The sequence below is a fragment of the Ruminococcus sporogenes genome (assembly GCF_054655175.1).
The window spans coordinates 221,793-248,122 of the sequence record NZ_BAAHOA010000002.1 but is presented as its reverse complement, the minus strand read 5'-3'; the positions used below and the strand labels follow the sequence as shown (position 1 = coordinate 248,122).

Genomic DNA, 26,330 nt, shown 5'->3' with positions numbered 1-26,330 from the left:
TTAAATTGGTTATGTTCTGTAATAGCTGATATCTTTTCCGATATCCCTATGGCTTTTCTGAACTCTCAATCCTCTTTTAATAAGATAATCTGAAACAAGCTCGGTAAAAGTAATTGACCTATGCTTGCCACCCGTACAACCGAAGCATATAACAAGCTGGCTTTTACCCTCATGTACATATAATGGTATAAGAAAGTCTAAAAGATCTTTTATTTTATCCAATAAAATTCTTGACTGCTCGAAACTCATTACATAATCCCTTACGCTGGAATCGCAGCCGGTCTGAGATCTAAGTTCTTTAATATAATATGGATTCGGCAGACATCTGACGTCAAATACCAGATCAGCTTCTGTTGAAACACCGTATTTATATCCAAAAGACATAATTTTTATTATCATTGAATCACTGTTCTTTTCGAGAAATAAGCCTTTGATTTCTTCCTTGAGCTGTGATGTTGAAAGATAAGATGATTCTATATAATAATCTGCAACTTCTCTAAGAGGACTAAGCTGTTCTCTTTCAAAAGCGATTGCCTTATGAAGGCAGCTTGAAAATTTATCGTCCAGCGGATGCTTGCGTCTTGTTTCCTTATATCTTTTTATCAAAACTTCGTCATTGGCCTCAAGATAAAGAATTTTGACTTCCAAATCAATATTATCCTTCAGCATTTTCCATCTGTCAAAAATTTCGCTGAACATTTCTCCGGAACGTATATCAACCGCCACTGCGACTCTTTCAATCTGTCCCTTAGAGTGCATGCATATATCTGCAAATTTATTTAATAGCTGCGGAGGCATATTATCAATGCAGTAAAATCCTATATCTTCTAACACGTTCATTGCACATGATTTTCCGGAACCCGACATACCCGTTACTATTACAAACTGCATATAACCATCCTCCGATATATATTTTATCTTAAAACGACCGGTTCTAACTCCAGATTATATCCGGTTTTATCTTTAACAATTTTTGAAACCTTTTCTGCAAGCTCCAATACATCGCGACATGAAGCGTTTCCTTTATTAATAATAAAGCCGCTGTGCTTTAAGCTGACCTGAGCGTCGCCTACAGATAGTCCCTTTAATCCGCATTGATCTATCAAAAGTGAAGCATAACTTCCCTCAGGACGCTTGAATGTACTTCCTGCACTTGGATATTCAAGGGGCTGTTTATCTCTTCGGCGACCCATAAGTTCATACATTTTGGCATTTATATTTTCTTTATTTCCTTTTTTCAAACTAAAAATCATATCTGTTATAATACTATTTTGATATTCAGAAAATATGCTGTGCCTGTATGATAAGCACATTTCATTAGTAGCAATATCCCTGATAGTATTTTTTTCATCAATATAACGTGCGCTTTTAACAACGTCCTTGATCTCACCGCAGTATGCACCCGCATTCATATAAAGTGCTCCTCCGCATGTTCCGGGTATACCATATGCAAACTCAAGCCCTGTTAGGGAATTTTCCATTGCAAAGAGGCATATATCCTTCAAAGCAACTCCTGCCGTACATCTGATATCGGTGTCGTTGATAATTTCTATATTTGAAAATAATTTTCCTATATGAAGTATTACTCCGTCATAGCCTTCATCGGACGCTAATATATTGCTGCCTCGTCCCATTACAAAATATGAAACGTTTTCTTGTTTAAGAAAATATAATATTTTCTGTAGTGATTCAGCATTATTAACATCTATAAAGCATTTACAAATTCCTCCGATTTTAAATGTAGTGTGACTCTTAAGCAGTTCGTTGGTCTTGAATCCACAGCCGATGTTGCTGCATATCGCTGCTAACCTTTCAATATACGGCATTCCTTCCTCACTCTCTATATAATTATATTTTTCTTTTTTGAAAGATAATCGATTATATTTTGGGCTTTTCGATTAAACACCAATTCTTTGGGGAAGTCTATATCCTCAATTATTTTATAAACTGTCGGCGTCTGACCTATAATATCACTGTAATGACAATCCGTATTAACTATAATCGGCATTGAATATTTTTTGCAAACATTAAGCATTTCTATACAGTTTTCAACCGGACTTCTTCCGAATTTAACTGAACTTTCATTTAATTCCAGAAATACACCGTATTCTTTACATGCCTTAACAAGTATATTAAAATCTACCGGATATTTCCATGTGGTTGGATGACCGATTAAATCTACCTCTGAATATCTTTTTATAAGATTTAAATAAGCTTTTGTATTTTCTTCGGTCGAACCTGGTTTTATAACAGGTTCATGACATGATACAACAACCCATTCCGTGCATTTAAGGTCATATGAAGATAAATCGATTTCGCCATCAATGTTTTTTAAATTTGCTTCTACGCCTTTTAATACAATAACATTTTTAATTATTCTGGGAAGAACCGCCAAATTATTAAAATGCCAAATATGCGGTGCGTCCTCCATTTCAGGCGCATGGTCTGTTAATGCAAATAGTTTTAATCCATTTTCAAAGGCAGACTCAGCAAGCTCTTTTACTGTTGAATATGCGTGAGTTGACGCTATCGAATGACAGTGAAGATCAGCTTCAATAAACATTTTAACCTCCTATTAAAATTGCTCATAATTTTTAACTGTGTCGTTACTGTCCATGTCAAGTCCAAGCTTTTCCAAAAGTTCCTGAGCCGCATTATATCCCATTTTTTTCTGACGGTTATTCATAGCTGCAACCTCAAGAATGACAGCAAGATTACGTCCCGGTTTAACAGGAATAGTAAGCGACGGAACCTTAACGCCTAATATTGACGTATACTGATTATCCACTCCCATTCTATCATATATCTTCTCGGGATTCCATAGTTCCATTTCAACTATGAGATCAATCTTTTCAGTAAGCTTAACTGCTCCCATACCAAAAAGACGTCTTGCATTAATAATACCTATTCCGCGAAGCTCAAGAAAATGACGGATATTATCGGGTGAACTTCCTACTAAACTGATATTTGAAACCTTTCTTATTTCAACCGCGTCGTCGGCTACAAGTCTATGTCCCCTTTTTACTAATTCAATTGCAGTTTCGCTTTTTCCTACACCGCTTTCTCCTGTTATAAAAACTCCTTCACCATAAATTTCTATTAAAACGCCGTGACGAGTTATTCTTGGAGCAAGATTAAGGTTTAAAAATGCTATAAGTCCCGACATAAAATTAGACGTACTTTCCTTACTACGTAAAAGAGGCATTTCATATTGCTTGGAAAGCTCAAGCATTTCAGCAAAGTAAGGAAGCTCTCGGGTTATGATTAGTGCAGGCAGTCTCTGAGAGAATAATTTTTCAAGACGTTCCCTTCTGGTTTGCTCGTCTATTGTTGAAAGATAAGCAAATTCCATCTTTCCTATAATTTGTATTCGTTCGGGATTAAAATATTCATAAAATCCCATAAGCTGAAGACCGGGACGATTAACGTCGTTTTCATCAATAAATATTTCTTCAGGCGGTTTTGGAGTATAAATTGATTCAAGCTTAAATTCATTTATTATTTTCTGTAATGAAACAGTAAATTTTTCAGCCATTTAAGACCTCCTATTTTATTAGATATATTATTTAGTTGGCAAGGAAAGAATTATCGATTATAAAACCCTTTTTTTAATTATACTCTATATTCTCGGAATTTTCAATAGTGCATTAAGATTTAACACCGATTTTAAAAAACAAGGCAATGACATTTTACATACCATTGCCGTATAACAAATCTGTTATTATTGAATTAGACACCAAAAATCCTTTTGGCGTAAGTTTTAAATAATTATCATTTAATTCTGCAAAACCGTTTTTACAGTATTTCATAGAACGCTTATATAAATCTAAATTATTGTCAAAATCTTCAAGATTAATACCTTCTGTAAGACGCAGTCCCAGCATAATACGCTCATTACCGCTTCCCAGATCTGTTTTCTCATTTATTATTATCTGATGATCATTCTCGCAAAAGCTGTCTAAATCGTCCGGAACATAATACCTTTTTCCATTAAAATACGAATGAGCTGAAGGACCTATACCTAAATATTCTTCGCATTTCCAGTACTTCATATTATGACGACTTTTATAACCGATTTTAGAAAAATTTGAAATTTCATACTGTTTAAAACCGGATTCTTCTAATAATTTCACGGTATATAAATATAAATCAGCAATTTGATCGTCATCAGGCAACAACTTCCAAGTTTTATTTTTATAAAACGGAGTTTCTTTTTCTACTTTTAAAATATAAGATGATACATGCTGAATAGGGAGATTAATTATATTCGTAACAGAGCATTCAAGCTTTTCAAAAGTTTGATCTTTCAATGCTATCATTAGATCACAGGATATATTATAAAATCCTGTTTCAGCTGCAAGCATTATAGTATCCGCCGCCTTTTCAAAAGAATGAGAACGGCCTAAAAATTCCAATTCATCATTGTTACCAGATTGAACGCCAACTGAAAGCCGATTAATTCCGGCAATTTTATAGCTATTTAATTTTGCTTCTGTAACCGTACACGGATTTATTTCTATGGTTATTTCCGGAGAAATCAAATTAAATCTGCATTCTAAAGCTTCTATTATTTCCGCTATATATTCTGATGGAATAATTGACGGTGTACCGCCTCCAAAGTAAACGGTATCAACATCTGCATGCGGCAAATTCCGTATATTACGAATTACCGCATTTTTATATTTTTCTGCCGATTTTATGCTATAATTACATGAATAAAAATCACAATAGGGACACTTTTTAGAGCAGAACGGTACATGTATATACACTCCTGTCATCATACGTCAATTCTGAGACTCGGTACAAGCGGGAAAAAAAGAGCGTCAAATATTTTATTTATTATAAACGTTACAATAATAACTATAATAATGGGAAAAAAACTTAAATCAGTTTTTATATACATAATAACAACTGCTATTAGCATTAACAAATCGGTTATAGTATGAAATATTGCCGATTGCATACCGTTTGTACAATGCTTTCCGCAGCTTGGGCACATAACTCCTTTGGATTTTTGATTGCCTGCAAATGCCTTTTTTAAAGGCGTTATTGATCTTTCACCGCAATGAGGACATTTATATTTTTTCATATTTTCACCATCTTATTCATCAAGCTTGAGGACACTCATAAAAGCTTCCTGCGGAACTTCTACAGTTCCGAGCTGTCTCATTCGTTTTTTACCTTCCTTTTGCTTTTCAAGCAATTTCTTTTTTCTTGTTATATCGCCGCCGTAGCATTTTGCCAAAACGTCTTTTCTCATAGCCTTGACCGTTTCTCTGGCAATTATTTTACCTCCTATGGCAGCTTGGATAGGTACTTCAAAAAGCTGCCTTGGAATATTTTCCTTTAGCTTTTCAACCATTTTTCTGCCACGGGAATAAGCGCGGTCGGCATGGACAATAAACGATAAGGCATCAACAATATCCCCGTTTAACAATATATCCAGTTTTACAAGTTTTGAAGGCGCATATCCGAGTATTTCATAATCAAAAGACGCATATCCCTTAGTTCTTGATTTAAGCGCGTCAAAAAAGTCATACACTATTTCATTTAACGGTAACTCATAATGAAGGGAAACACGGGTTTCATCGAGATATTTCATATCTCTAAATATACCGCGCCTTTCCTGACATAATTCCATAATATTGCCTACATAATCAGAAGGAGCCAGAATTTCCGCTTTTACCATTGGTTCCTCAGCGCTGGAAATCAAACCCGGATCCGGATAATTAGTTGGATTATCTATAAACCTGGTTTCACCATTGGTAAGAGTTACTTTATAAATAACTGACGGCGCGGTAGTTATGAGATCAAGATTATATTCTCTTTCCAGTCTTTCCTGTATGATTTCCATATGCAAAAGTCCCAGAAAACCGCATCTAAAGCCAAAGCCAAGCGCTATGGAAGTTTCAGGCTCGTATGAAAGCGAAGCGTCGTTAAGCTGGAGCTTTTCCAGAGCTTCCCTTAAATCCTCATATTTTGCTCCGTCAGCTGGGTAAATGCCGGAATAAACCATAGGATTTACTTTTCTATACCCCGGAAGAGGTTCGCTGCAAGGATTTAACGCATTTGTTACCGTATCTCCAACTTGAGTTTCACCTATACTTTTAATAGAGGCAGATATATAGCCAACCTCGCCCGCCGAAAGCATACCGCTGTTAATATGATCAACAGCGTCCATATAACCGACTTCAACTACTGTAAATTCAGAACCTGCGGCCATTAGTCTTATAGTATCTCCTACTTTTACACTGCCCTCTTTGATACGTACATATATTATAACGCCTTTATATGCATCATAGTAGCTGTCAAAAATAAGCGCCTTTAACGGTTTATTTGCTTCTCCCGAAGGAGCAGGAATTTCTTTTACTATTTTTTCTAAAACGTCTTCAATATTTAAACCGGCTTTTGCCGATATTCTCGGAGCGTCCTCTGCCGGTATGCCTATTACATTTTCTATTTCCTCGCAGACTCTTTCGGGATCGGCTGAAGGAAGATCTATCTTATTAATTACCGGAACTACTTCAAGGTCATGCTCTATTGCAAGATAAGTGTTTGCAAGCGTCTGCGCCTCAATTCCTTGCGATGCGTCAACAACAAGTATTGCTCCTTCGCAGGCCGCAAGCGAACGTGAAACCTCATAATTAAAATCAACATGTCCGGGAGTATCAATAAGATTAAAGATATATTCTTTTCCGTCAAGCGCATGATATTTCAATCTCACAGCACGAGCTTTTATTGTTATACCGCGTTCCCTTTCAATTTCCATATTATCCAGCAGCTGTTCCTCCATATCTCTCTTTGCTACTGTATATGTTTTCTCAAGGATTCGGTCTGCCAATGTTGATTTTCCATGGTCAATATGAGCAATAATACAAAAATTACGGATATTTTCTGTTGACAATTCGTGTTCCTCCGATTCAAATAATATCAACAAAAATTATAACACAAATATCAAAATTTGTAAACAAAAATCTTCATTCTATTTCAACCGGCGGAAGATTAATATTTCCGTCTTCATCAATTCTGTCATACGACTCTGCCGAGCCGGTAATAATATCTTTTTCATTAAATTTTATAATAGTTATTTCCGGTTTAATATAATTGTTATTCATTTTTATATCTCCCTTATAAATTAATAATCCGATTTACTTAAAAGCAAATCGGATTTTAGATTATTTTTTATGAACAATTCTTTCGGCTTCCTGAAAAGAATCCCCTAAACCGTCTATCATAGGAATAATTTCCTTGATTATCTCCAAATCCATTTTTATCTTTGCTTTAACAATCATCCTGACAAAATAATCGTACAATGAGTGTAAATTTGAAGAAATATCTATACTTCTATCTAATGAAGCATTTAAATAATTTATTATTCTCTGCGCCTTATAAAGAGATTCCTCCGCTTTTTCCGTATTATTTTCTTCTATGTAATAAACTGCTAAATTAAGTTTCTTGGAACATCCTCTGAATAACTGAACAACAAGCTCACCCTGAGTCATTGTCATAATAGATTGCTTTTGATATTCTTCATAAGGATTAACTGCCGCCATTTAATACTCCTCCCCGTTCTGTGAAGTAATTATCCCATCATTTGAGAAAGCCATGAACTTTGTGAGCTCATATTTGATAAAGCGGTTTCCATCGCATTAAACTGATTCCAATATCTTTGTTTCCTCTTCTCGTAAACCATATTAAGAGATTCAAGCTTTTTAGAAATGGCATCTAATTTATCTTTTATAGTATTATCCTTTTCAGTTCCTTTGCCAATTACTCCGGCAAGAGAAACCAATGCACCCGGACTTCCTGAACTTGTGTTTGCAGCCTTGTCACATATTTTATTAAGTCTGGTTGCAAGTCCGTTTTCTCCGGTAAAAAGTTCTTTTACTCCGTTGGGATCAGTTAGCAATGCATTTTTCAGTTTATCTTCATCAATGCTTAGTTTTCCATAATCAGACCACTGAGAGCTTGAATCTATACCTATGTTAGATAAAACATATTTCGCTCCTACTCGTGTATACATTGCAGATCTCATGCCGCTCAGAAAATCTGATATGTCTCTGTCATTTCTTAACAGACCTTCCTTAGCTTTTTCTTCCCATAGCTCTATTTCTTTTTCGGTCATCTCTTTTTTCTGTGCGTCAGTTAAAGGAGCATAAGATTTATAGGAAGCTTCCTCGTGTGTAAAGCCATTTAATTTATCAATAAGACTATTATAATCTTCGACAAACGACTTTAAATTATCTATTATTTTATCAACATCTCGAGAAGTTGAAATTTGAGCCTTATCTTCTGTAGTGCCTGAAACAGTTTTTATTGTACCGTCGCTGTTTTCTGCAAAGCTTCCGTCTGCATTAGTAACATATGAACCGGTAGTTGACTTTAATGATATTGTAAGACCATTATAAGTAAAATCATTATTTGCTCTTTCAACTGTTACACCGTTTATATTTACAACTGCATTTTGTCCGGCGGTTACGGTAGATCTATCAAGATTTCCGGAAGAATCAACGGTAAAACCGAGCTTAGAAAACAATCCCTCGTTATCACCGCTTAGATTTATATCAAAACCGGCTCCTGTCGAGTTTGATGAAATTTTAAATTTATCGCTTAATTCGTCATAGGTAATACTAACGCCGGTATCGCTTGAATTAATTTTATTCATTATTGTCGATACTGTATCTGCGGCCGTATATTCTATTTCCTTGCCGTTTAATGTGAATGAATATTTTGTATCTGTATTCGTTTCATCACCGATACCTAATTTACCTATAGTATCTGTTCTTACAATCTGGTTTGAAGCTGTCGTAGTCCCGCTTGAAAAGCCTATTGCCTCCATAGTTTCAGAATTAGCAGACAAAGTCAGATTTCTTCCTGTCCCCGCTACTGAAATTTTCCAAATACCGCCATCGTTTGTAAACTGTACTGAACTACCAAACGCCGATTGTACTTTATCTCTGAAATCGCTCATCGATTCGTTTTCGTTTACAGCTATTGATTTTTTTACTCCGTCTAGAGTAATGTCAACATATCCGTTAATATTTCCCACTTCAGCAAACTTGGTATTTACAGAGGCTGATTCAAGTTCATATTTCCCGGAAATTTCATTACCATCGTCGTCCTTGGCAGCGGCAGATTTAATTGTTCCGCTGAATCCTAATATTGATAATCCTGCTGATGAACCTGAAATTTCAAATTCCGAATCTGATTCAAAAGTTATATTTTTAATTCTTTCTTCAGTGGACGTATTAACGTTTCCGGTATATTCATTGTTGTCTTTGTCATAATATTTGCCGTCCGTATATGTCAGCTCATTGCCGTCGTCATCTTTATATATCGTAACGTTTTCCTTTTCGGCTTTTGCAAAATCTGCTAAACCAATAGCAGAATTAATGCGGCCGCAAATATCATCGGCTGTAACGGCGCCCTTCAAATCTACTGAAACAGATCTGTCGCCTATTTTTATATCAATATTTCTGTTGTATTCAAAACTGTCAGATTTTGAAGTTGAGGTGGAAATTTCACCTGTTCCAACTTTAGCTGATGTTACACTGGAGGCAGTAGCCAGTCTGGCAATCTGCATGCTGAAATCACCGTCTAAAGCGTTATTTCCGACAGTAACCTCCGCAGCGGAAGACGAACTTGAAGTTTTCATGGAATTATAAAAGGATTCAAGTCTTAAGCACGAATCAGAGGCAAGGTTAAAATATTTCGCCTGAAAATTATTTATATCTGAAATAATGTCCCTGTATATTTCCTGCTTCCACAGAAGCTGCTGTTTGGTTTGATTCTGCTTATCTATTTTGGCTTGTATTCCTGAAAGCATACTCTGAACAAGACTTTCAGTATCCATCTGAGATATCAAGCCGGACATGCCTTTATTGCTGTAAGCGGCATTAGTATATGTACTTGAATCGCTTGAGCTTACATTCATAAAAATATCCTCCTCAAAAATTTATTCCTTAATTAATATATCGTAAGAAAGCTGAAAAAATAAAGCCTAAATACTTTTTTTATTTTCAGGAAAGAAAAACTTTTTTCCTCCTGACAAACCTGCCCCTGCATATTTGGCCGCCTTTGCGTTTTGTCCTGAATTATTCTTCTTGATTTTATTCATAAGATCATTTTTTAAAATTATGATACGTTCAGTTATTTGAGGTTCCATTCCTGAAACTCTAAAAGCAATACTGTTAAATTTCTGCCTTAGATCAAAAACTCTCATTCCAGATTCATCAAGCTCATTTCTGGCACATTTGTTTTTATAAGCCGCTGAAATAATTGGCGAATCTATACATTCATCCGATATCTGTTTATCAAGTTCGGTTATAATTTCAGATAAGGTTTGTCTTTTCTCAGTATAACCGAGAATATCGTCTACAGGACAATCAAGCATTTGCTTTGTTATATTTTCATATTTAACCATTAGCTTGTTTATTTGCTCTTGCTTTTCAATTATAAGATTTATATCCATTAATAATTTCTCCTTAAAAATTGCTTTTTTCCTGCCGATATGCTATAATATTTTAGATACTTAAAATGTTATTAAGGGGTAATACCGCATGTTTCCGTCAAATTGCAAAGCAATTTTAAAAACATTAGATGATAATATAATTGAATATGGCCAGGCAACAGTTTCTTTAAAAGACAAATTTGCCGAATTTTCCGCTCAATTTGTCCCGCTTCTGAAAATAGCAACAGAAGCAAAAATAATTTGTATGGAAGGAGCCGTATCTACACATATAATTACGGGAAAGGTATATCTATCTTCTAAAAATCTGCTTAGACTGGTTTCAATCAAATGCACTCTGATACCCGGCGCTGAAAACGTACTTGAAACTCCAACATTTATAAGAGCTAAAATTTACAAACCTATTTTAAAAAGCGGTATATTCAATAAGAATAAAATTGTATATAAATGGGACGAATGTACCGTAACTTCCGTTTCAATGAAAAGCGTTTCTTTCAGAAGCTCAAGGATTATGTGTGAATATGAAGATCAGATAAAGCTAAAAATCGGAAATCCTATTTTTTCAAAAGAAACAGAATTAAATCTGCAAATATTATCCAACGGACTAATGTTTGGTAAGAATTCTAAATACTGTTATAAAATTCTTAAAATTAAGGAACGTGAGCAAACCGAGCTCGCTGAATATATAAAGCTCGGGTGTCTTGAAATGTTAAAATATATTTGTTAATGCTTATCATCAAGATCGGACAGTAAATTAAACAGTTTTTTAGGATTAACTCCTGATACGGCGTCTTTATTGCTTTCGACCGTCTGACGAAGCTCGCTTCTGAGTATTTTAACATTCTGCGGCGCGTTTATTCCAATTTTTACCTTGTCTCCGTTCACTTCAATAATTTTAATTTCAATTTCTTCATTAATTATAAGCGCTTCGCCGGATTTTCTTGATAAAATAAGCATTATTTCAGCTCCTTTCCGGCTTTGAAAAGCTGATATCGGATTGGATAATCATCTTCAAGAATAATTTGCATAGCCTTATTGTTCTTTAAATTAATAATAACAGGACTTTTAAGATTTACCGTACTTTCCCTGAAATCATCTTTAACAACCATTATAAGCCAATATTCATATTCTCCCCAACCTATAATCTTTTCCGCTTCATTCTTACAGTTGGGATTATAATTGTTCAACGTTAAAAGAGGATTAGCTATTATAAAGCACAAATTCGGTTCCTGTGTGGACTGAAGCCAAGCATATTTTCCATTAAAATCATTATCGTAAAGCATAATAAAATCAGTAAAATTTTCGAATCCGAATATTGGCTGTTCAAATTTTATTATATCGCATTCATTTATGTCAACTTCTCCAAAATCTCTTGTTAAGACTTTCATTTTATACCTCTCATAAATTTGTTATAAAACAGGACCGTTCAATTTTAAATATATTTTTGAACAGTCCCATAATTTTATTTTTCTTCATATTCCGGATCAGAGCTTGGCGGTACATAGTTAAATCCGCCTAAATATTCAATTTTCACATCAGCAAGCTGTTTTATCTCAAGAGTTATACTGCTTGGAATAAATTCCATTTCGCGGGCAGATTTTTTCCAGTCAAGATCAACTTTGCTTCTTATGACAGAAATTTTCGAAATTGCCGGTTCCCATGACATATCGATTTTTTCAGTAGGAATAGCTCCGATATTTGTATCAATTGTAATATTGCTTAATGATTTTTGTTTCATGAACTGCGCAATAGTCATACCGGGCTTAACCATGGAATTTCCCATATTGACATAATCTGAAGTAACTTTATTAGCCGTTTCCTGAGTTTTAACAGGAGCTTCCTTTGAAACATCGGCAATACTTTTCATTCCCATGCTTCTTCGCATAGCAGATGAATCCATCCTGACTTTTGCGTTTTCTGTCTGCAAATTTATTGCCGCAGGCGTAGTATGCTGACTGAGTTTCGCAGGCTCAATTTGCGGAGCAGTTAATTTAGCGTTCTGAATATTTAAGTCATACTCAAGAGGAATTGTTGTGATTTTTAATAATTGCATAATTAACACCTCCCTTAAAGTAAATATCATAAATAACTAAAATATTAGTTAATATAATCCATCAACGACTGAGGTATAACCTTTCCGCCGTACTGTAGTGTTAAAAGCCATGAATATTCAAGACTTTTCTGATTAATCAGTTCATCGGTATCCTTGATATACTCAAGATTGTTTTGTATTTCTGTTAAAACGTATTCTTCATCCTCAAGACGTCCGGTATGATTTTCAAGGTAATTGGTTCTCACCCCAACGTCGGCAATCTGTGTTACCAGATTATCAACAGTTTTTCTCAAATGATCGTTTAATGCGCCGAGCTTATCAAAATCCTTTTCTTCAAGACATTTTGACATTTCGTCTAACAGTTCATACGCATTGTTCGGAGCTTCAATTGTGTGTTCTTCATTTGTATTAATATCTTTATAGGTTATCTCAGTAGTTCCGTATCCAAGGCAATCAAGCCCGGAAACAGACATATTAAATGCGGAACGAGGATCAACGGCTCCGTTTTTTACAGTAAGTCCTATACCAATATCAATGTATATACTATCACTAAACGGAACTTTTTCTCCGTTTGAAGTAAATTTTCCGTCTGTTTTTTCTATACTATTTACGTTTACGCCGTTATAGAAAAGCTCTCCGTCTTTTACTTCAAAAGGAGCAGATTGGTTATTGGTTCCGCCTAATATGTATGTATCGTTATATTTGCAATTTGCAAATTCTACAATCTGGTTCTTTAATGAATCAAAGTTTATTGAAAAGATATTGGAAACAGAATCATTGGTTCCGTTTAAAGCTTTGATTGTCTGTTCATGCACAGAATTTAAAATATCTTCAAGCGACATCATATTGCTTTCTGCAACAGTCAAGCTTTCGCTTGCTTTCTTTACATTGCTTTGGATCTGTTCGTTTTTGTACATCTGCGTCCTGATACCAAGCGCCCGTGTTCCTGCGGAAACATTTTCAGACATTTTTGTAAATTCTCGTCCTGTCTGAAGACGTGTACCGGATTCATTCAGCAAGGATAAGTTATTATTAAGATTAATAAGATAATTTCTTGTCATTGCATTATTTGTAACTCTCATTTAAAGACCTCCGTACGCTATATCGCCATTTGATTTATAACTACGTCAAGCAGACCGTCCATAACCGTCATCATTCTGGCCGCCGCCTGAAATGCTCTGTTATATGTCATCATATTCACGGTTTCTTCACTCTCGCTAACACCCGATATTTCATCTCTGCTGTTCTGAATTTCATTTATCATTGACAATGACGATTTATAACGTCCTTCCGCATACGAATTGTCACTGCCGAGGGTTCCAGTATAATCAGCGACAAATTCCTGAAAAGTTCCAGTGAATTTATCACTTGCAGACTCAAACGAATGCTTGTCTTTGGTAAGCTTGTTTATTAGCTCAAGAAGACTTGTATTATCAGTACTGTTATTCTTATCGATCAGATAAGAAGAATCGTTCATAAGATCGCTTGTTATATTTATATTTTCCGCTGTTGTCAGCATATCAGGAAACACGTCGTATCCCGTTTCAGACTCGACAGTTTCGCCCACAAGCTTTTTATAGCTTAAAACATTTCCGTCCGCATCAACCTCATCCGGTATTGTATTATTAAGAACGACCGTAAGCTGAGAGGCAAAAGCGTCAAGTTTATCCTGATAATATAAAAATCCATTTACAGTGGATTCTGTTGACGAAGTAGCCCCTAATCCCCTACCGTTTATTATATCTGCGGCGGCTTTAAAGATACCCGTATCTTTGGCTGCGTTTTCACCGTTGCTTTTCCAGTTTACCTGAACAGTGCCGTTATTGTTCGACTGATAATTTATAGTATCATATTCTGTTCCCCAAACGCATTTATGACCGTTAAGCTCGACAGTTACGGTACCGTCTGTCTGTTCCTCCACCCGAAGACTACCATAAGAGGACAGCTTATCAAGAAGAAGATTTCGCTGGTCTTTAAGTTCGTTAGGACCGAATTGCTCGGTATAGCCATTAGTATTTATCGACTGCCTGATACTCTTATTAAGTTCGGCAAGATCCTTCATCATGGCATTAACGTCTTCAACAGTTATCTGTAATTCTTCCTTATACTGATTGGCGGACTTGGTTAGGTTCTGAGACAATCTGTTAAGCGTTTGCGTAACGTTAGCAACAGAATTAGCAAAAACATTTGCGTCGGCCTCAGAGCTCGCATTATAAGCAAAGTCCTCAAGAGCGGTATACATATCCTTTATTGCAAAGCTAAGACCGTATCCGTTTCCGTCCTTACCGACCTCAAGCTCGTTTATTATAGACTCTATATCCGAAAACATCTGAGATTGCTGATTATAGAATCCGGCGTTTGTGTTTTCCTGACGATAGGCTGTATCCAGTCTTTCGTTTCTTAGCTGCGCGACTCCTTCGATATATGTACCCATTCCTGCAAGTGAAACCATATCGGGCTTAAGTCTTGCTCCGCTTGCATTTACATACTGAGCAACCTGATCGACACGCTGACGCGTGTATCCTTCAGTGTTAATGTTAGAAAGGTTATGTCCGACTATATCAAGAGCCTTCTGACTTGCGAACACGCCTGTTTTGGCGGCTTCAAATCCCAAAAAAGTAGGTCTCAATTGAATTTACCTCCAAATTTAGATTTTTTTATTTAACAGTCCTATATTTTTCTGCTTTGAGGATACGCCGTTATTATCATAGCATTTCGGATCGGTAACTCCGGTTGGAGATATGTTTTCAAGAATTTTCATATTAGTTTCGGCAATCTGCAAAGCAGTTTTATTTGAATGAGAAACATTGTCCACTGCAATTTTAAAGCGTTCATATAATTTTTTCAGTTGTTCTCTCTCTTCCCCTTCAGCCATGGCAATTATCTGACGAAACGATTTTCCGCTGAATCCAATCTTATCCAATAGTTTCTGCCTGTCCTGTTCAAAGCGTTCTGCTTTCTTTATAGTTGACTGATGCTCGTTAAGGCATTTTTCAATACGCTTAAGATCATCGGACAATAACGCGCTCATTTTTTCTCTTTCCTTTACGGCAGTCTCCTCAAAAAACTCCGTATATTCAAGCATAAAATTATAAAATTCCTCGTAATTTTCCAAAATAAGCACTCCTATCAGATCCATCTGTTAAGAATCGAATCAGCAACCTGCTGCGCAGATATATTGTATTCGCCGTTTTTGACGCTTTTCTTTATTGCAGATATACGCTCCTCCGACGCCAGACCGACAATATCAGCGGCACAGCTTTTTATTGCTTTTATATTATCCTTAAGAAAAGCGGCTTCTGAGCTAAAATAAAGCGAATCCTGCTTTTTTTCGGACTTTTTTTCATGGACGCTGAAATTTTTCTGCGTATGATTGCTGTAAGAACCGCCGGAATTAATATATTGCTTGTAAATGTTTGTATTTATATTCATAAAATCAGCTCCTTTCATACCGGATAAAGCTTCTCTAATATATATTATCGTAAGTTTTTTCAGATATTAAACAGTAAAATCATTATTAAAAAAATAAATAAATTCGACTTATAGTTGAAAAAAATGTTTATTTCTGATATAATAAACAATGATTTATTCTTTAATATAAAAATTGAAGGGAGATTGGGTTTTGAGCAGAATTTATGCTATTATTACTCAAAAAGGCGGAGTCGGAAAAACTACTACTGTAAACGCTTTGGCATCTTCCTTTTCCAAACGAGGATTTAGAGTTCTTGCAGTAGATATGGATCCACAGGGTAATCTTTCATTCAGTACAGGAGCGGACAGCGGCTCGCCGACTATTTTTGACGCCATTACCGGAAGTGTACGTGTTCAACGATGCATTCAGAAAAAATCAATGACCGATATAATCCCCTCAAATATTCTTTTAACGGGCGCTGAGCTTGAATTTACCGGACAAAACAGAGAATTCATACTTAAAAACGTTTTGCAGGTTATAGAAAATGATTATGATTATATTTTTATAGATTCTCCACCCGGTCTCGGGTTTTTGACCGTCAATGCGCTTTCGGCAAGCCAATATGTAATTCTGCCCATGCTTCCCGATATATTCAGCCTTCAGGGGCTTGTTCAGGTTTATGAAACAATTGAATATGTCAAGAAAGCATGTAATCCGGATCTTGAGGTTGCCGGTATTCTTATAAATAAATACAATCGTCTGTCAAAGCTTCACCGAGAATCGGTTGGTACTGCTAAAATGGTTGCCGAAAACTTTAAAATCCCCATTTTTAAAACTTATATAAGAAACAGCGCTGCGCTGTCAGAAGCGCAGTCGCTGCAGTGCAGTATATTTGAATATGCTCCGAAAACCGCAGGAGTCAGAGACTACCTTAAGCTTTCCAATGAAATATTAAACTATAATTAAGAGGTGTATCAATGGCGACAAGAAAAACTAAACAGGATATCAGCAAAGAAGATATGTTTAATAAGATCATGCCTTCTTTAAATCAGAAAAATAATGACGATGATATTGAAGAGGAAGCACCTAAAAAATCAACGCGCACTAAATCAACAGCAGATAAAAAAACCGCGCAGTCCAAAACGTCAGCTTCAAAATCACGGGCATCAAAAGAAACTGAACTTAAAGAAGATAGTAAAGTTACTGCTTCAAAAGCAAAAAAGTCTTCGCGGGCAGCAGCAAAACCCAAATCGGCAGATGTAGCTGAAGAATCGGAAAATAAAGATGAATCTGTAGAAGAAAAACCTAAGAAAAGAGTAAGGAATTCCGCTAAGTCTTCGGAAGTTTCAGAAGAAAAAACTAAAAAAACAAGAACAACAAGAAAAAAAGAAGACGAATATGCTGTTATAAATATAAATGAAGAGCTTATGAATAAACGTTTTGACGAAATATTTCAAAAATTTAATTGCTGTCATTGTAATGGATGCAGGTTCACTGTTATGGCGGTAGCTCTTAATGAACTGCCCGCCAAATACATTGCCGTTAAAACTATTGAACGTGATAAAATAATAGAAGAATCTGACGATTCACATATCAGATCAGCCATCATTCAGTCAATTCTTAAGCTTATGATCAGCCCGCTTCACTGATTCATTGTTGCTTTACAGGTATTTCCGATGAATCAATTTCAAATCCGTTACCTGTAATTTTATGTATAACATTTTGTATAATAATATATAATAAACCTGCTGCTATTGTAAATACTACCGGTTCTATCGCTATATTTAGCCTTTCAAAATGAACTGGTTTTTCTAATAATGAAACCGTTTGCATAGAACAAACCGCCGATATTAAAGGAATTATTATATTATCTGAAAAGCTGAACTTTATTCCGGTTATACTTATTATTTTTAATATTCTCGAAGTGTTGCATATTATATTACTTGCAAGGTATGATATTACAATTCCATAAAATCCAAGAAGAGGTACGCATATTAAAAGAACAGATATTCTTATTGTGTATTCAACAAGATAATTAAGTGATGAAAAACTATGCCTCCCCATACCTTTTAAAATTCCTTCAAGAATTATTTCAAGATATATAAAAGGAACGGCAGGAGCCAGTATTCTTATAATTCTACCCGCAAATTCTTCACCGCTCATCAGCAAACCTATTTCTCTGCCATAATAAAGAAAGACTGCTGCTGCGAATATTGAAAAACTGAACGTCTGACGGAGTACTTTATTTGTCAGTCGAACGGTTTTTTGGGTATTAGACGCTCCCCTTTCCCTCGATAACTCGGGTATTAAAATAGCCGACAAACTGCATAATATACCTGACGGAAAAAACAACGCAGGTATAATTATTGCTTCAAATATACCGAACTGACTTAACGCCTGTTCGGTTGAATTGCCGTATTGCTTGAGCGTAAGCGGAACAAGAGCGTCATTTACACTGCTTAAAACCGATGTGACAATACTGTTTAGCATTATCGGAATTGAAGTAAGAACAAAGCATTTAAATCCTATGGAAGATTTTGAATTGTATTTCTTTCTGAATTTCATATGATATATTGTTAAATATAATAATCCGGCTACCTGTCCTGCCAGCATACTTACGGCAAAAGCCGTAAATACGCTTATTTTTCCGCTGTATACATAAAATTCAGCAAACATTGCAAACATTCCGGATTTTACAAGAAATTCAACGCCTGAACTTACGGCTCCCGCGCTTACGTTCCTGTATGCGCTGAAATATCCCCTTAGGCAGCAGCTAATTGTATTGATCGGAAGAATAAAAGTCATCATTCGTATCGGTAATTCAAGTTCCGGAGTCTTAAGTATTTCACCGGCAACTGAACCTGAAAATATAAACATTCCTCCTGAAACTATTATACAAAGCGGGAGAGAATATAAAAGCGCATATCTGTAAATTCTATTTGGATTTCCGTTTTGTTTTCCGATTTCCTCGGAAATTAAACGGCTGGAGCAAAGATAAACATTACCGCTTGAAATTATAGCTGTAAAGCAAAAAAAGGTACCCATCAGCGAGATTGCTCCTACGGCCGCTGATCCGAGCTTTCTGGTTATAAATACGTTAAGCATAAGCGCAAGTCCCTGCATTGCAAAATCTACCGCCGTCAGGAAAATAGTATCTTTTACAATTTTATTCCTGTTCATTTGGTTCCTCCTGTTTATATTTTATATTTGTCTTTTTACATTTTATTAATTCATAATAAAAAATATGTTATTTTGTCCGCCTTGACAATATAAACGTCAGATGCTATAATTATATTCAATATTTATATGGAGTGTTTTAATTATGCCTACAGCTTTTAAACCGGCAGATATCCTTATACCTAAAAATACAGATATGAAAAAATGGTCAGTTATAGCGTGTGATCAATATACAAGCGAACCGGAATATTGGAATAAGCTTTATGAACTAATTGGAGATTCAAAGTCCGCGCTTAATCTTGTACTTCCGGAAGTTTATCTTGAATCTCCTGACATTGATAAAAGAATAGAAGAAATTCATAAAACAATGAATGAATATTTAGAATCCGATGTATTTGAGGAATTAAAGGATTCCATGATTTATGTGGAGAGAACACAAAGCAACGGAAAAATCAGACGCGGAGTTATTGGAATGATTGATCTTGAGGAATATGACTATTCTAAAAACAGCCAATCTGAGATCAGAGCTACTGAGGCAACTGTGATTGAAAGGATTCCACCAAGGATCAGGGTTCGTGAAGGCGCTTCGTTGGAATTACCGCACATAATGATTCTTATAGACGACGAAAATAAATCCATTGTTGAAAATCTTTCTTATTTGAAAAAGAATATGCGTCTTATTTATGATTTTGATCTTTATGGCGGAAGCGGTCATATTAATGGATATTTAATGAATGGCAAAATGATAAATAATTTTCAGAACGGTCTTGAAAATCTGGGAAACAAAGAAAAATTTAAAGAAAAATACGGAAGCGGTAACGTACTTTTATATGCAATGGGCGATGGAAATCATTCATTGGCAACCGCTAAAACTTATTATGAAAATCTTAAAAAAAGTCATCCCGAAATTGATTTTAGCAATCATCCTTCCCGATACGCGCTTTGTGAAATCGTAAATCTTCATAGCAGCGCACTTGAATTTGAAGCCATTCATCGTTTAGTTTATAATACAGACGTATCAAATTTGATTTCTTCTATGAACAAAGCTTTAGGATTATCTAATAAAGAAAAATCAGATCAATGCTTTAGTTATTTTAATGGAATCTCAGAGCATACGGTTTATATTCATAAAAAAACATCTAACCTAACCGTAGGAAGTCTGCAAAATTTTTTAGATTCTTATTTGAAAAGTAATAATGGGAAATTAGATTATATTCATGGAAAAGATACAATAAAAAGCCTGACTTCTAAAAAGAAAGACGCTATAGGTTTTATACTTCCTGATATGAAAAAATCAGATTTATTTCCAACAGTTATAAAAGACGGCTCCCTTCCAAGAAAAACTTTTTCTATGGGACGCGCAGAAGATAAACGTTTTTATATTGAATGTAGGAAAATTATTTTTTAAAATTTTAATATATAAAAATGTATTGATTTTTATCTAAATATATGTTATAATTATGTGGTTGTGGATTATGGGATATAGCCAAGTGGTAAGGCAGCGGACTTTGACTCCGTCATTCCGGTGGTTCGAATCCACCTATCCCAACCAAAATGTAAATTGTATTTATATTTTTATCCTCCTCTTTCTATTTTTTTACATTTTCCGCAGTTTAGGTATTGACTTTTTCTGCGGAATAATGTATAATATATTAGGTTTTTATATTATTGCTGCTATGGCTCAGTAGGCAGAGCACGTCCTTGGTAAGGACGAGGTCACCAGTTCGAATCTGGTTAGCAGCTCCAGGATAATCCCCCATTTTACGCCGTTTGCAAGCAATTGCAGGCGGTGTATTTTTATGCCTTGATTGCAATTTGATTGCAGTATGCAAAACCTATTTATACGTATAGCGCAAAAATTCTTAGCACAACTTACCTCTGGACATGATTCGACTTTTTTGCTATAATTTTAAAACAAGAAAGGAGGATATATGTTAATAGCAATCTGCGACGATGAGCAATTTTTTCTCGACTATTTTGAAAAGACGATCAAGGATTATTACTATTATGACCGTGGGATGACCTGTCAAATAATAAAGTATCTTAACGGACACGATCTAATGGCAGACATAGAAACACAAAAATATAAAATAGACGTAGCCGTATTAGACATTGAGATGCCCGGATATTCGGGGATAGAATTAGTTAAGGACATCCGAAAAATTTGTCCGGATTTACCCGTGATGTTTTTAAGCAGTAATGAGACTTGCGGCGATGTAGCCGTCGAGTATGACCTGTGCGCCTACATATATAAAAGCGCCGGAGAAACAAAACTATACAACGCCTTTGATTTTTTATTAGAGGAAGAAAAAATAGCAAAACAGACCTATGACACGAAAAATATAAGTGTACGAATTTCTGACATCGTATACATCGAAATGAAAAACCACGAGGCTTTATTTCACACAGAATCTGGGATTTACAACGACCGAAATACTTTAAGTAATCTACAGATAGATTCGCGTTTTGATAAGTTTGTTACTTTAAGCCGTAGCTTAATGGTAAATTATAGGTTTATTGCGGATTTAAAAGATGTTGTGTACCTGACAACAGGAGAAACGCTTAAGTACAGCCAATCAAAAAAGGAAAACATATTAAAAAAATGTATTTACTTAAGGGGGCAAAGGTTTAGATAATGTGGAGCTTGATAGAACACTCAGCCAGTCTGGCTGAAGCAGTTATCATCACAGGCTTTACAACAATGGTATTGGGCTATAAAAGCCCCGGACATAAGTACTTAAAATATATAGTTTATACGCTTGTTTCTTTCATAAATATTGCTTTTTTAGCAAATTATTTGCCGGCAAAAGTTTCGGAAACGCTTCCGGGTATATCACAACTTATTATAAGTATGATATTTGCAGTACTTTTTTTGAAAGGAAATCTATTTTTCAAATTTTATATAATATTTATAAATAATTATATGATATTTCTTATAAACATCCCCGTTATGATGGCGTTTAATAGTTTTCTTGACGGTAACGGATTGCACGCTGCCGTTTACATACAAGGCGCGGTACGTATAGCTATTTTAGTTATAACAAAGCTGCTGTTTGCGCTTGCCTCATACGGCTTTTACAGATGGTATCGTAAAAATCTACGTAACGCCGACTTTAGTTTCGGCTCTGCGGAGTGGATAGCTCTGCTTTTTATATGCACAGCCTCGTTTGCAATGGGGTTATATGTTTTTCAGCAAAACGTAAGCCATTATAAGCCTTTAATCATGACGTTTGCTTCTCTTATCGCGTTAGTGATTAATGGGCTTTCTCTGTACGGGATATTTCGTTCTGCCCAAAATAAGCAGAAATCTGAGGAAATAAAATTTTACCAGTTTGAAAATAAGGCGATGAAAAAGAATCTTGACGAGTATATAAAAAGAGAAGAAGAGATACGGAGTATTAAGCATGACATTGAAAATGTTGCTGTAACAACAACCAGTCTTTTAGACCATAAAGAGTATGATAAGATACGTGAGCATTATTCACAGTTGGTTAATAGAATACATAGCGGCCGTGTGGTATATACAGGTGTGAAAAATGCTTATATTAACGCAATCATTCAGCAAAAATATGCTGAATGTTATGATAAGATAAATATAAAATGCCACGCAAGCAGCGATTTTAGCAAAACAGAAGGCTTTCAAAATGTTGACATCATAGATATTTGTACTATTATCGGTAATCTCCTCGACAATGCCACAGAAGCGTATACCGACAGCTTTAAAGACTACGAGATTATAATAAAACTTGATGTGTTTGGCGGAGCATACTCGGTTGAAATATCAAACCCCATAGAAAAATCAGTATTAGCACATAATAGTCGCCTTAAAACAAGCAAGACCGACGTCAAAAATCATGGGCTTGGTATCAAAAGCGTTAAAAGACGAGCTGAAAAGTATAACGGCAACGCTGAATTTACAGAGGAAAATAACCGTTTCGTAGCGCGAGTATGGCTTAGACCGGAAGAGTGATATACGGTGAATAAATCCACATATAATACCACCTTATAAAACCTCTTGTAAAATCAAAAAAAATGTGGTATAATTAAATTGTTAGTTTTATATACTGCTGATACAATTTTTTTGATTGTACAAAGTGGTGATTGCTGAGTTCGTTATTGGACTCGGCTTTTTTTATATGCTATTGATGCAGCTTGAATTCCGTATTTATCTAAATTTTATCAGTACGAGTGTTATTATTTTTTCATTAACTATTGATTTTTTTATAAATTTATAGTAATATTATAATAGATTATGTCACATTTTACCATATGAGGATTTTCAAATATGTTAATCGTAAAACAAGTTATAAAATGTTATTCTGAAAACACTGCAACATCCCCATTTTTTTGTGTACTTAGTAACGGTGATTATGCTATTCTCAAATATCCAAATAACCCAGAAGGTAATTTAATATTAATAAATGAATTTATTTCGTATAAATTAGCTGAAATATTAGGGCTTGATACACCTGGCTATGGAATTTGTGAGTTTACACCTGAATGTTCAATACCAAGTAATATTAATGTATCTGACAGTAATTATGGCTTATGTTTTTATTCTAAATTTATAAATAAGGCTGTGCCTTTTTCTCCTTCAAAAATATCATCAGTGGTAAATAAAGAACAATTTAATAAATTAATAATTTTTGATCATTTAATATATAATAAAGATAGACATGAAGGTAATATTCTAATCACTATATCAAAAGATATAAAAATGTTAGCAATTGATCATAGCCATGTTTTCAAAAATCAATCTATTTGGGATAAGAATACATTTATACAAGGAATGAAAAATTCTGATTACTTAGATACAGATATATTAGAATATAACGATTATACGTATAAATCTCTTTTTGAAATTATAAACTTTAACAATGAAAATACACATAGATTTACTCGTTTAATCAAATTAAAGTTGACTGAATCAATAATAAATGATATAATAAGTTCATTGCCATCATCTTGGATTAAATATGTGGATGAGTTGGATATTAAATATTTAATATATAGAGTTGAACATATAGATGAAACTGTGAGCATGATTATAGAAGAAAGGAAGAGATTGAGATGAGTAAATGTCTGGAATACTCCGTACTAAGATATACCCCTATTTTAGTGGCTGGAGAACATGTAAACATAGGAGTCTTATTCTCATCTGATAATTTTCAAGAATTTCACAGTATAAAAAAATTTAGTAGAATTAAAAGTTTTGATGATGAATTAGATATAAACGCATTAAAATTTCTTATATCATCCATTAAAAATGATATACAGCTTTCACTATATAACGAGGATAAAAAATTCAACATTAATGATTTTACAAAATATTATATGAATGAGTTTCATTTTAGTAAACCCATTAAAATAGCTTTTACTGATTTAGCTAAAACCATAGATGATATTACTAAATTATATTTAAAATATGACTATGAAAAAAATAATAGATTATCTGAACTGGAACAAAAACAGTTGATAAAGAAAATCTTAGAATCTAGTCACAAATCATATAAACAAAATAAAAAAATAAAGGGAAACTTTGGAGATCAAATTACGTATGATATAATTTTTAATAATTATGGAATCAAGTTTTTTAACTTTAAAAATAAATCCATCAATCATATGATGAATGATATAAAAGCCTGGGCATGGAATTGCGAAAATACACCTAAAAACTTAAAAACTATAATTATATATTCTCAGGATTTTAATGGCAATGAGGAATATAATGCAAATGTAAAAACTTGTATAGATATATTAAAAAAGTCTTCCGATAATATATTCGATTTTGAAGCAGGATTATCATTAATTGAAAAATTTGTAAGTACGCAGGAATTTAGCAAAGAATATTTTAGCTAAACATAAGGTAACTCAAATACCTTTTGACGGCGTTACTTATAATGGATGTTTTAGGTTAATGGAGGTATTACAATGAAAGTATGTCCTAAATGTGGAAAAGTAATAGGATTTAATTCTTATTTCGGAGCTTATATTTGTGATGAATGCGGATGGGAAGATGACACGTATTTTCAAGAAAGAATACTATATTTTTCGCAAAGAAAAACTAGTATTACAAAGTATAAAACCCCTAGTTCTTCAAAGAAAAATATAGATATTTCCAAAGTATAAAAAAATCCCCTCAGACAATTAAGTCCGAGGGGATTTAACTTATTACATCTTCTTTTCAAGCTCCGTATGCAGTCTTTTTATAAAATTCTGTCCGGCAATCCCGTTTTGTTTATAACCCCATTGCCCTAATAGATAATTCACTGCGTTCAGAGTTCCGTCTCCAAACCATATGTTTTTATCCATTCCATACTTATTTATTCCGGCCTTTTTCGCAAGGAGCAGCAGCTCTTTAAGGGAAAGCACGCCGATAGTGCTGTCGCCCTTCTTATAGCCCGTTTTGTCCAGTACAGGCTTATCAGCCGAAACACTGTCAGTCTTAACCGTTATTCCCAGAGTTTTCAGAATACCGTCCGCATAAGCTCTTGCTATCTTACTGTAATTTGCCTTGATATAGTCTGCGTCCGATTTGGTGTCTACAAATCCGCCCTCCAGCAAAACGGCCGGAGCGTCGGTCAGCCTGATTATTGCGAAGTAGTCTCTTCCGATAGAATTAAGCTTTGTCTTTACTCCTCTGCTTTTCATAAGCTTTTTCATTTCAGTATTGATGTTTTCGGCAAGCGTTTTTGAAGTACCGCCTACATGGCTGTAATATACCTCAAAGCCCGTTCCGCCTCCCGCGTTGTAATGAACGTCTATTACAAGATCGGGATTGTACGCGTTGCACATTGCGACCTTGCTGTCCATATCGGTATCTACATCCGCAGTTCTCGACAGCTTGTATTCCACTCCCGCCTCTTTGAGATACTGCGCTACAAGCTTAGCGGTCTTTAAGTTATATTCTTTTTCTGTCATATAATCGGAGCTCCTGGATCCTTACCACCATGTCCTACTCCTATAAATACTTTTTTACTCATAATAAAACCTCTTTTCTTAAATTTGGATATAAAAAATGCGCTCCTTACGGAACGCTTTGTAAAATATTGACTTTTATTATATAATATTGTATAATTTGTATCAAGGCATACCTGAAACGGTAGGCGGTCAATCCTGCTCCCGGAAGGGAGTGATAATTATGAATTATGTGTCATGGAGCGAACTGCTTCAGTTTGCGGCCTTTCTGACTACATACACAGCGTTAATTTATACTGTGT

28 protein-coding genes, 2 tRNA genes and 1 pseudogene are annotated in these 26,330 nt (G+C 34.9%); 11 read left to right on the top strand and 20 right to left on the bottom strand.

The features are described 5' to 3' along the window. Positions 1-9: 9 nt before the first annotated feature. The 11 genes from rapZ to ACYQ0N_RS07630 form a co-directional block, all read right to left on the bottom strand. The gene (gene rapZ / locus ACYQ0N_RS07680; RefSeq protein WP_177533024.1) at positions 10-891 is read right to left on the bottom strand and encodes an RNase adapter RapZ; all 882 of its coding nucleotides are present in this window, start codon (positions 889-891) and stop codon (positions 10-12) included. A 23-nt stretch (positions 892-914) separates the two neighbouring features. Then, complete coding sequence (gene murB / locus ACYQ0N_RS07675) at positions 915-1,826, bottom strand: UDP-N-acetylmuramate dehydrogenase (RefSeq protein ID WP_177533023.1); 912 nt, start codon at positions 1,824-1,826, stop codon at positions 915-917. Positions 1,827-1,840: 14 nt separating this feature from the next. Further along, entirely contained in the window at positions 1,841-2,563 is a 723-nt protein-coding gene (locus ACYQ0N_RS07670) for a phosphatase (protein ID WP_460162366.1), read from the bottom strand. A gap of 12 nt (positions 2,564-2,575) precedes the next feature. After that, complete coding sequence (hprK, locus tag ACYQ0N_RS07665; RefSeq protein WP_177533021.1) at positions 2,576-3,535, bottom strand: HPr(Ser) kinase/phosphatase; 960 nt, start codon at positions 3,533-3,535, stop codon at positions 2,576-2,578. 154 nt (positions 3,536-3,689) lie between these two features. Beyond that, the gene (hemW, locus tag ACYQ0N_RS07660) at positions 3,690-4,781 is read right to left on the bottom strand and encodes a radical SAM family heme chaperone HemW (protein ID WP_177533020.1); all 1,092 of its coding nucleotides are present in this window, start codon (positions 4,779-4,781) and stop codon (positions 3,690-3,692) included. Then, a complete protein-coding gene (locus tag ACYQ0N_RS07655) occupies positions 4,778-5,089 on the bottom strand; it encodes a hypothetical protein (protein ID WP_177533019.1) in 312 nt (103 codons plus the stop codon). The genes hemW and ACYQ0N_RS07655 overlap by 4 nt, the downstream gene beginning before the upstream one ends. 12 nt (positions 5,090-5,101) lie before the next feature. Then, entirely contained in the window at positions 5,102-6,904 is a 1,803-nt protein-coding gene (lepA, locus tag ACYQ0N_RS07650; RefSeq protein ID WP_177533018.1) for a translation elongation factor 4, read from the bottom strand. 73 nt (positions 6,905-6,977) lie between these two features. Next, positions 6,978-7,115: a hypothetical protein gene (locus ACYQ0N_RS07645; RefSeq protein WP_177533017.1), complete on the bottom strand. Its 138-nt coding sequence runs from the start codon at positions 7,113-7,115 to the stop codon at positions 6,978-6,980. 60 nt (positions 7,116-7,175) lie between these two features. After that, the gene (gene fliS / locus ACYQ0N_RS07640; protein ID WP_177533016.1) at positions 7,176-7,553 is read right to left on the bottom strand and encodes a flagellar export chaperone FliS; all 378 of its coding nucleotides are present in this window, start codon (positions 7,551-7,553) and stop codon (positions 7,176-7,178) included. Positions 7,554-7,582: 29 nt separating this feature from the next. Continuing rightward, positions 7,583-9,934, bottom strand: a complete 2,352-nt coding sequence (gene fliD / locus ACYQ0N_RS07635; RefSeq protein ID WP_460162365.1) for a flagellar filament capping protein FliD — start codon at positions 9,932-9,934, stop codon at positions 7,583-7,585. A gap of 66 nt (positions 9,935-10,000) precedes the next feature. Then, a complete protein-coding gene (locus ACYQ0N_RS07630) occupies positions 10,001-10,471 on the bottom strand; it encodes a hypothetical protein (RefSeq protein WP_460162364.1) in 471 nt (156 codons plus the stop codon). An 88-nt stretch (positions 10,472-10,559) separates the two neighbouring features. On the opposite strand from ACYQ0N_RS07630, the gene ACYQ0N_RS07625 reads away from it, so the two are divergent. Further along, on the top strand, positions 10,560-11,195 hold the full coding sequence (locus ACYQ0N_RS07625) for a hypothetical protein (protein WP_177533013.1): 636 nt from the start codon (positions 10,560-10,562) through the stop codon (positions 11,193-11,195). Here ACYQ0N_RS07625 and csrA read toward each other — a convergent pair. From csrA to ACYQ0N_RS07590, 7 genes are all read right to left on the bottom strand, one after another. Then, positions 11,192-11,425, bottom strand: coding sequence for a carbon storage regulator CsrA (csrA, locus tag ACYQ0N_RS07620; protein WP_177533012.1), 234 nt, complete (start codon positions 11,423-11,425; stop codon positions 11,192-11,194). The genes ACYQ0N_RS07625 and csrA overlap by 4 nt on opposite strands. After that, positions 11,425-11,856, bottom strand: coding sequence for a flagellar assembly protein FliW (fliW, locus tag ACYQ0N_RS07615; RefSeq protein WP_460162363.1), 432 nt, complete (start codon positions 11,854-11,856; stop codon positions 11,425-11,427). The genes csrA and fliW overlap by 1 nt, the downstream gene beginning before the upstream one ends. A gap of 74 nt (positions 11,857-11,930) precedes the next feature. Beyond that, positions 11,931-12,521: a DUF6470 family protein gene (locus tag ACYQ0N_RS07610; RefSeq protein ID WP_460162362.1), complete on the bottom strand. Its 591-nt coding sequence runs from the start codon at positions 12,519-12,521 to the stop codon at positions 11,931-11,933. Between the two features lie 44 nt (positions 12,522-12,565). Beyond that, positions 12,566-13,603 (bottom strand): flagellin N-terminal helical domain-containing protein, encoded by a 1,038-nt coding sequence (locus ACYQ0N_RS07605; RefSeq protein ID WP_177533009.1) that lies wholly within the window; start codon positions 13,601-13,603, stop codon positions 12,566-12,568. Between the two features lie 17 nt (positions 13,604-13,620). Then, positions 13,621-15,150 (bottom strand): flagellar hook-associated protein FlgK, encoded by a 1,530-nt coding sequence (gene flgK, locus ACYQ0N_RS07600; RefSeq protein WP_177533008.1) that lies wholly within the window; start codon positions 15,148-15,150, stop codon positions 13,621-13,623. Between the two features lie 18 nt (positions 15,151-15,168). Continuing rightward, entirely contained in the window at positions 15,169-15,636 is a 468-nt protein-coding gene (gene flgN / locus ACYQ0N_RS07595; protein WP_177533007.1) for a flagellar export chaperone FlgN, read from the bottom strand. A 14-nt stretch (positions 15,637-15,650) separates the two neighbouring features. After that, complete coding sequence (locus tag ACYQ0N_RS07590; RefSeq protein ID WP_177533006.1) at positions 15,651-15,953, bottom strand: flagellar biosynthesis anti-sigma factor FlgM; 303 nt, start codon at positions 15,951-15,953, stop codon at positions 15,651-15,653. A 190-nt stretch (positions 15,954-16,143) separates the two neighbouring features. On the opposite strand from ACYQ0N_RS07590, the gene ACYQ0N_RS07585 reads away from it, so the two are divergent. Both ACYQ0N_RS07585 and ACYQ0N_RS07580 read left to right on the top strand, forming a co-directional pair. Next, positions 16,144-16,899, top strand: coding sequence for a ParA family protein (locus tag ACYQ0N_RS07585; protein ID WP_177533005.1), 756 nt, complete (start codon positions 16,144-16,146; stop codon positions 16,897-16,899). 11 nt (positions 16,900-16,910) lie between these two features. After that, complete coding sequence (locus ACYQ0N_RS07580; RefSeq protein ID WP_177533004.1) at positions 16,911-17,582, top strand: late competence development ComFB family protein; 672 nt, start codon at positions 16,911-16,913, stop codon at positions 17,580-17,582. A gap of 1 nt (position 17,583) precedes the next feature. On the opposite strand, the gene ACYQ0N_RS07575 is transcribed toward ACYQ0N_RS07580, so the two are convergent. Next, positions 17,584-19,113 (bottom strand): oligosaccharide flippase family protein, encoded by a 1,530-nt coding sequence (locus tag ACYQ0N_RS07575; RefSeq protein WP_460162361.1) that lies wholly within the window; start codon positions 19,111-19,113, stop codon positions 17,584-17,586. A gap of 142 nt (positions 19,114-19,255) precedes the next feature. Between ACYQ0N_RS07575 and ACYQ0N_RS07570 the strand changes: the two genes are divergently transcribed. The 8 genes from ACYQ0N_RS07570 to ACYQ0N_RS07535 all read left to right on the top strand — a co-directional run bounded on the left by ACYQ0N_RS07570 (position 19,256) and on the right by ACYQ0N_RS07535 (position 25,239). Continuing rightward, positions 19,256-20,518 (top strand): DUF1015 domain-containing protein, encoded by a 1,263-nt coding sequence (locus ACYQ0N_RS07570; protein WP_177533002.1) that lies wholly within the window; start codon positions 19,256-19,258, stop codon positions 20,516-20,518. A gap of 68 nt (positions 20,519-20,586) precedes the next feature. Then, positions 20,587-20,662 (top strand) — tRNA-Gln (locus ACYQ0N_RS07565). Between the two features lie 118 nt (positions 20,663-20,780). Continuing rightward, positions 20,781-20,856: transfer RNA gene (locus ACYQ0N_RS07560), tRNA-Thr, on the top strand. A gap of 185 nt (positions 20,857-21,041) precedes the next feature. After that, positions 21,042-21,746 (top strand): LytR/AlgR family response regulator transcription factor, encoded by a 705-nt coding sequence (locus tag ACYQ0N_RS07555; RefSeq protein WP_460162360.1) that lies wholly within the window; start codon positions 21,042-21,044, stop codon positions 21,744-21,746. Then, positions 21,746-23,080 carry a GHKL domain-containing protein gene (locus ACYQ0N_RS07550; RefSeq protein WP_460162359.1) on the top strand — a complete coding sequence of 445 codons (1,335 nt, stop codon included), beginning with the start codon at positions 21,746-21,748 and terminating at the stop codon, positions 23,078-23,080. Before ACYQ0N_RS07555 ends, ACYQ0N_RS07550 begins: the two co-directional genes overlap by 1 nt. Before the next feature lie 315 nt (positions 23,081-23,395). After that, positions 23,396-24,184, top strand: a complete 789-nt coding sequence (locus tag ACYQ0N_RS07545) for a HipA family kinase (RefSeq protein WP_460162358.1) — start codon at positions 23,396-23,398, stop codon at positions 24,182-24,184. Further along, positions 24,181-24,969 carry a DUF3037 domain-containing protein gene (locus ACYQ0N_RS07540; RefSeq protein WP_460162357.1) on the top strand — a complete coding sequence of 263 codons (789 nt, stop codon included), beginning with the start codon at positions 24,181-24,183 and terminating at the stop codon, positions 24,967-24,969. Before ACYQ0N_RS07545 ends, ACYQ0N_RS07540 begins: the two co-directional genes overlap by 4 nt. A gap of 72 nt (positions 24,970-25,041) precedes the next feature. Then, positions 25,042-25,239 (top strand): hypothetical protein, encoded by a 198-nt coding sequence (locus tag ACYQ0N_RS07535; protein ID WP_460162356.1) that lies wholly within the window; start codon positions 25,042-25,044, stop codon positions 25,237-25,239. 42 nt (positions 25,240-25,281) lie between these two features. Here ACYQ0N_RS07535 and ACYQ0N_RS07530 read toward each other — a convergent pair. Continuing rightward, positions 25,282-26,034 (bottom strand): annotated as a pseudogene (locus ACYQ0N_RS07530) (N-acetylmuramoyl-L-alanine amidase); the annotation flags it as partial. Positions 26,035-26,330 lie beyond the last annotated feature (296 nt).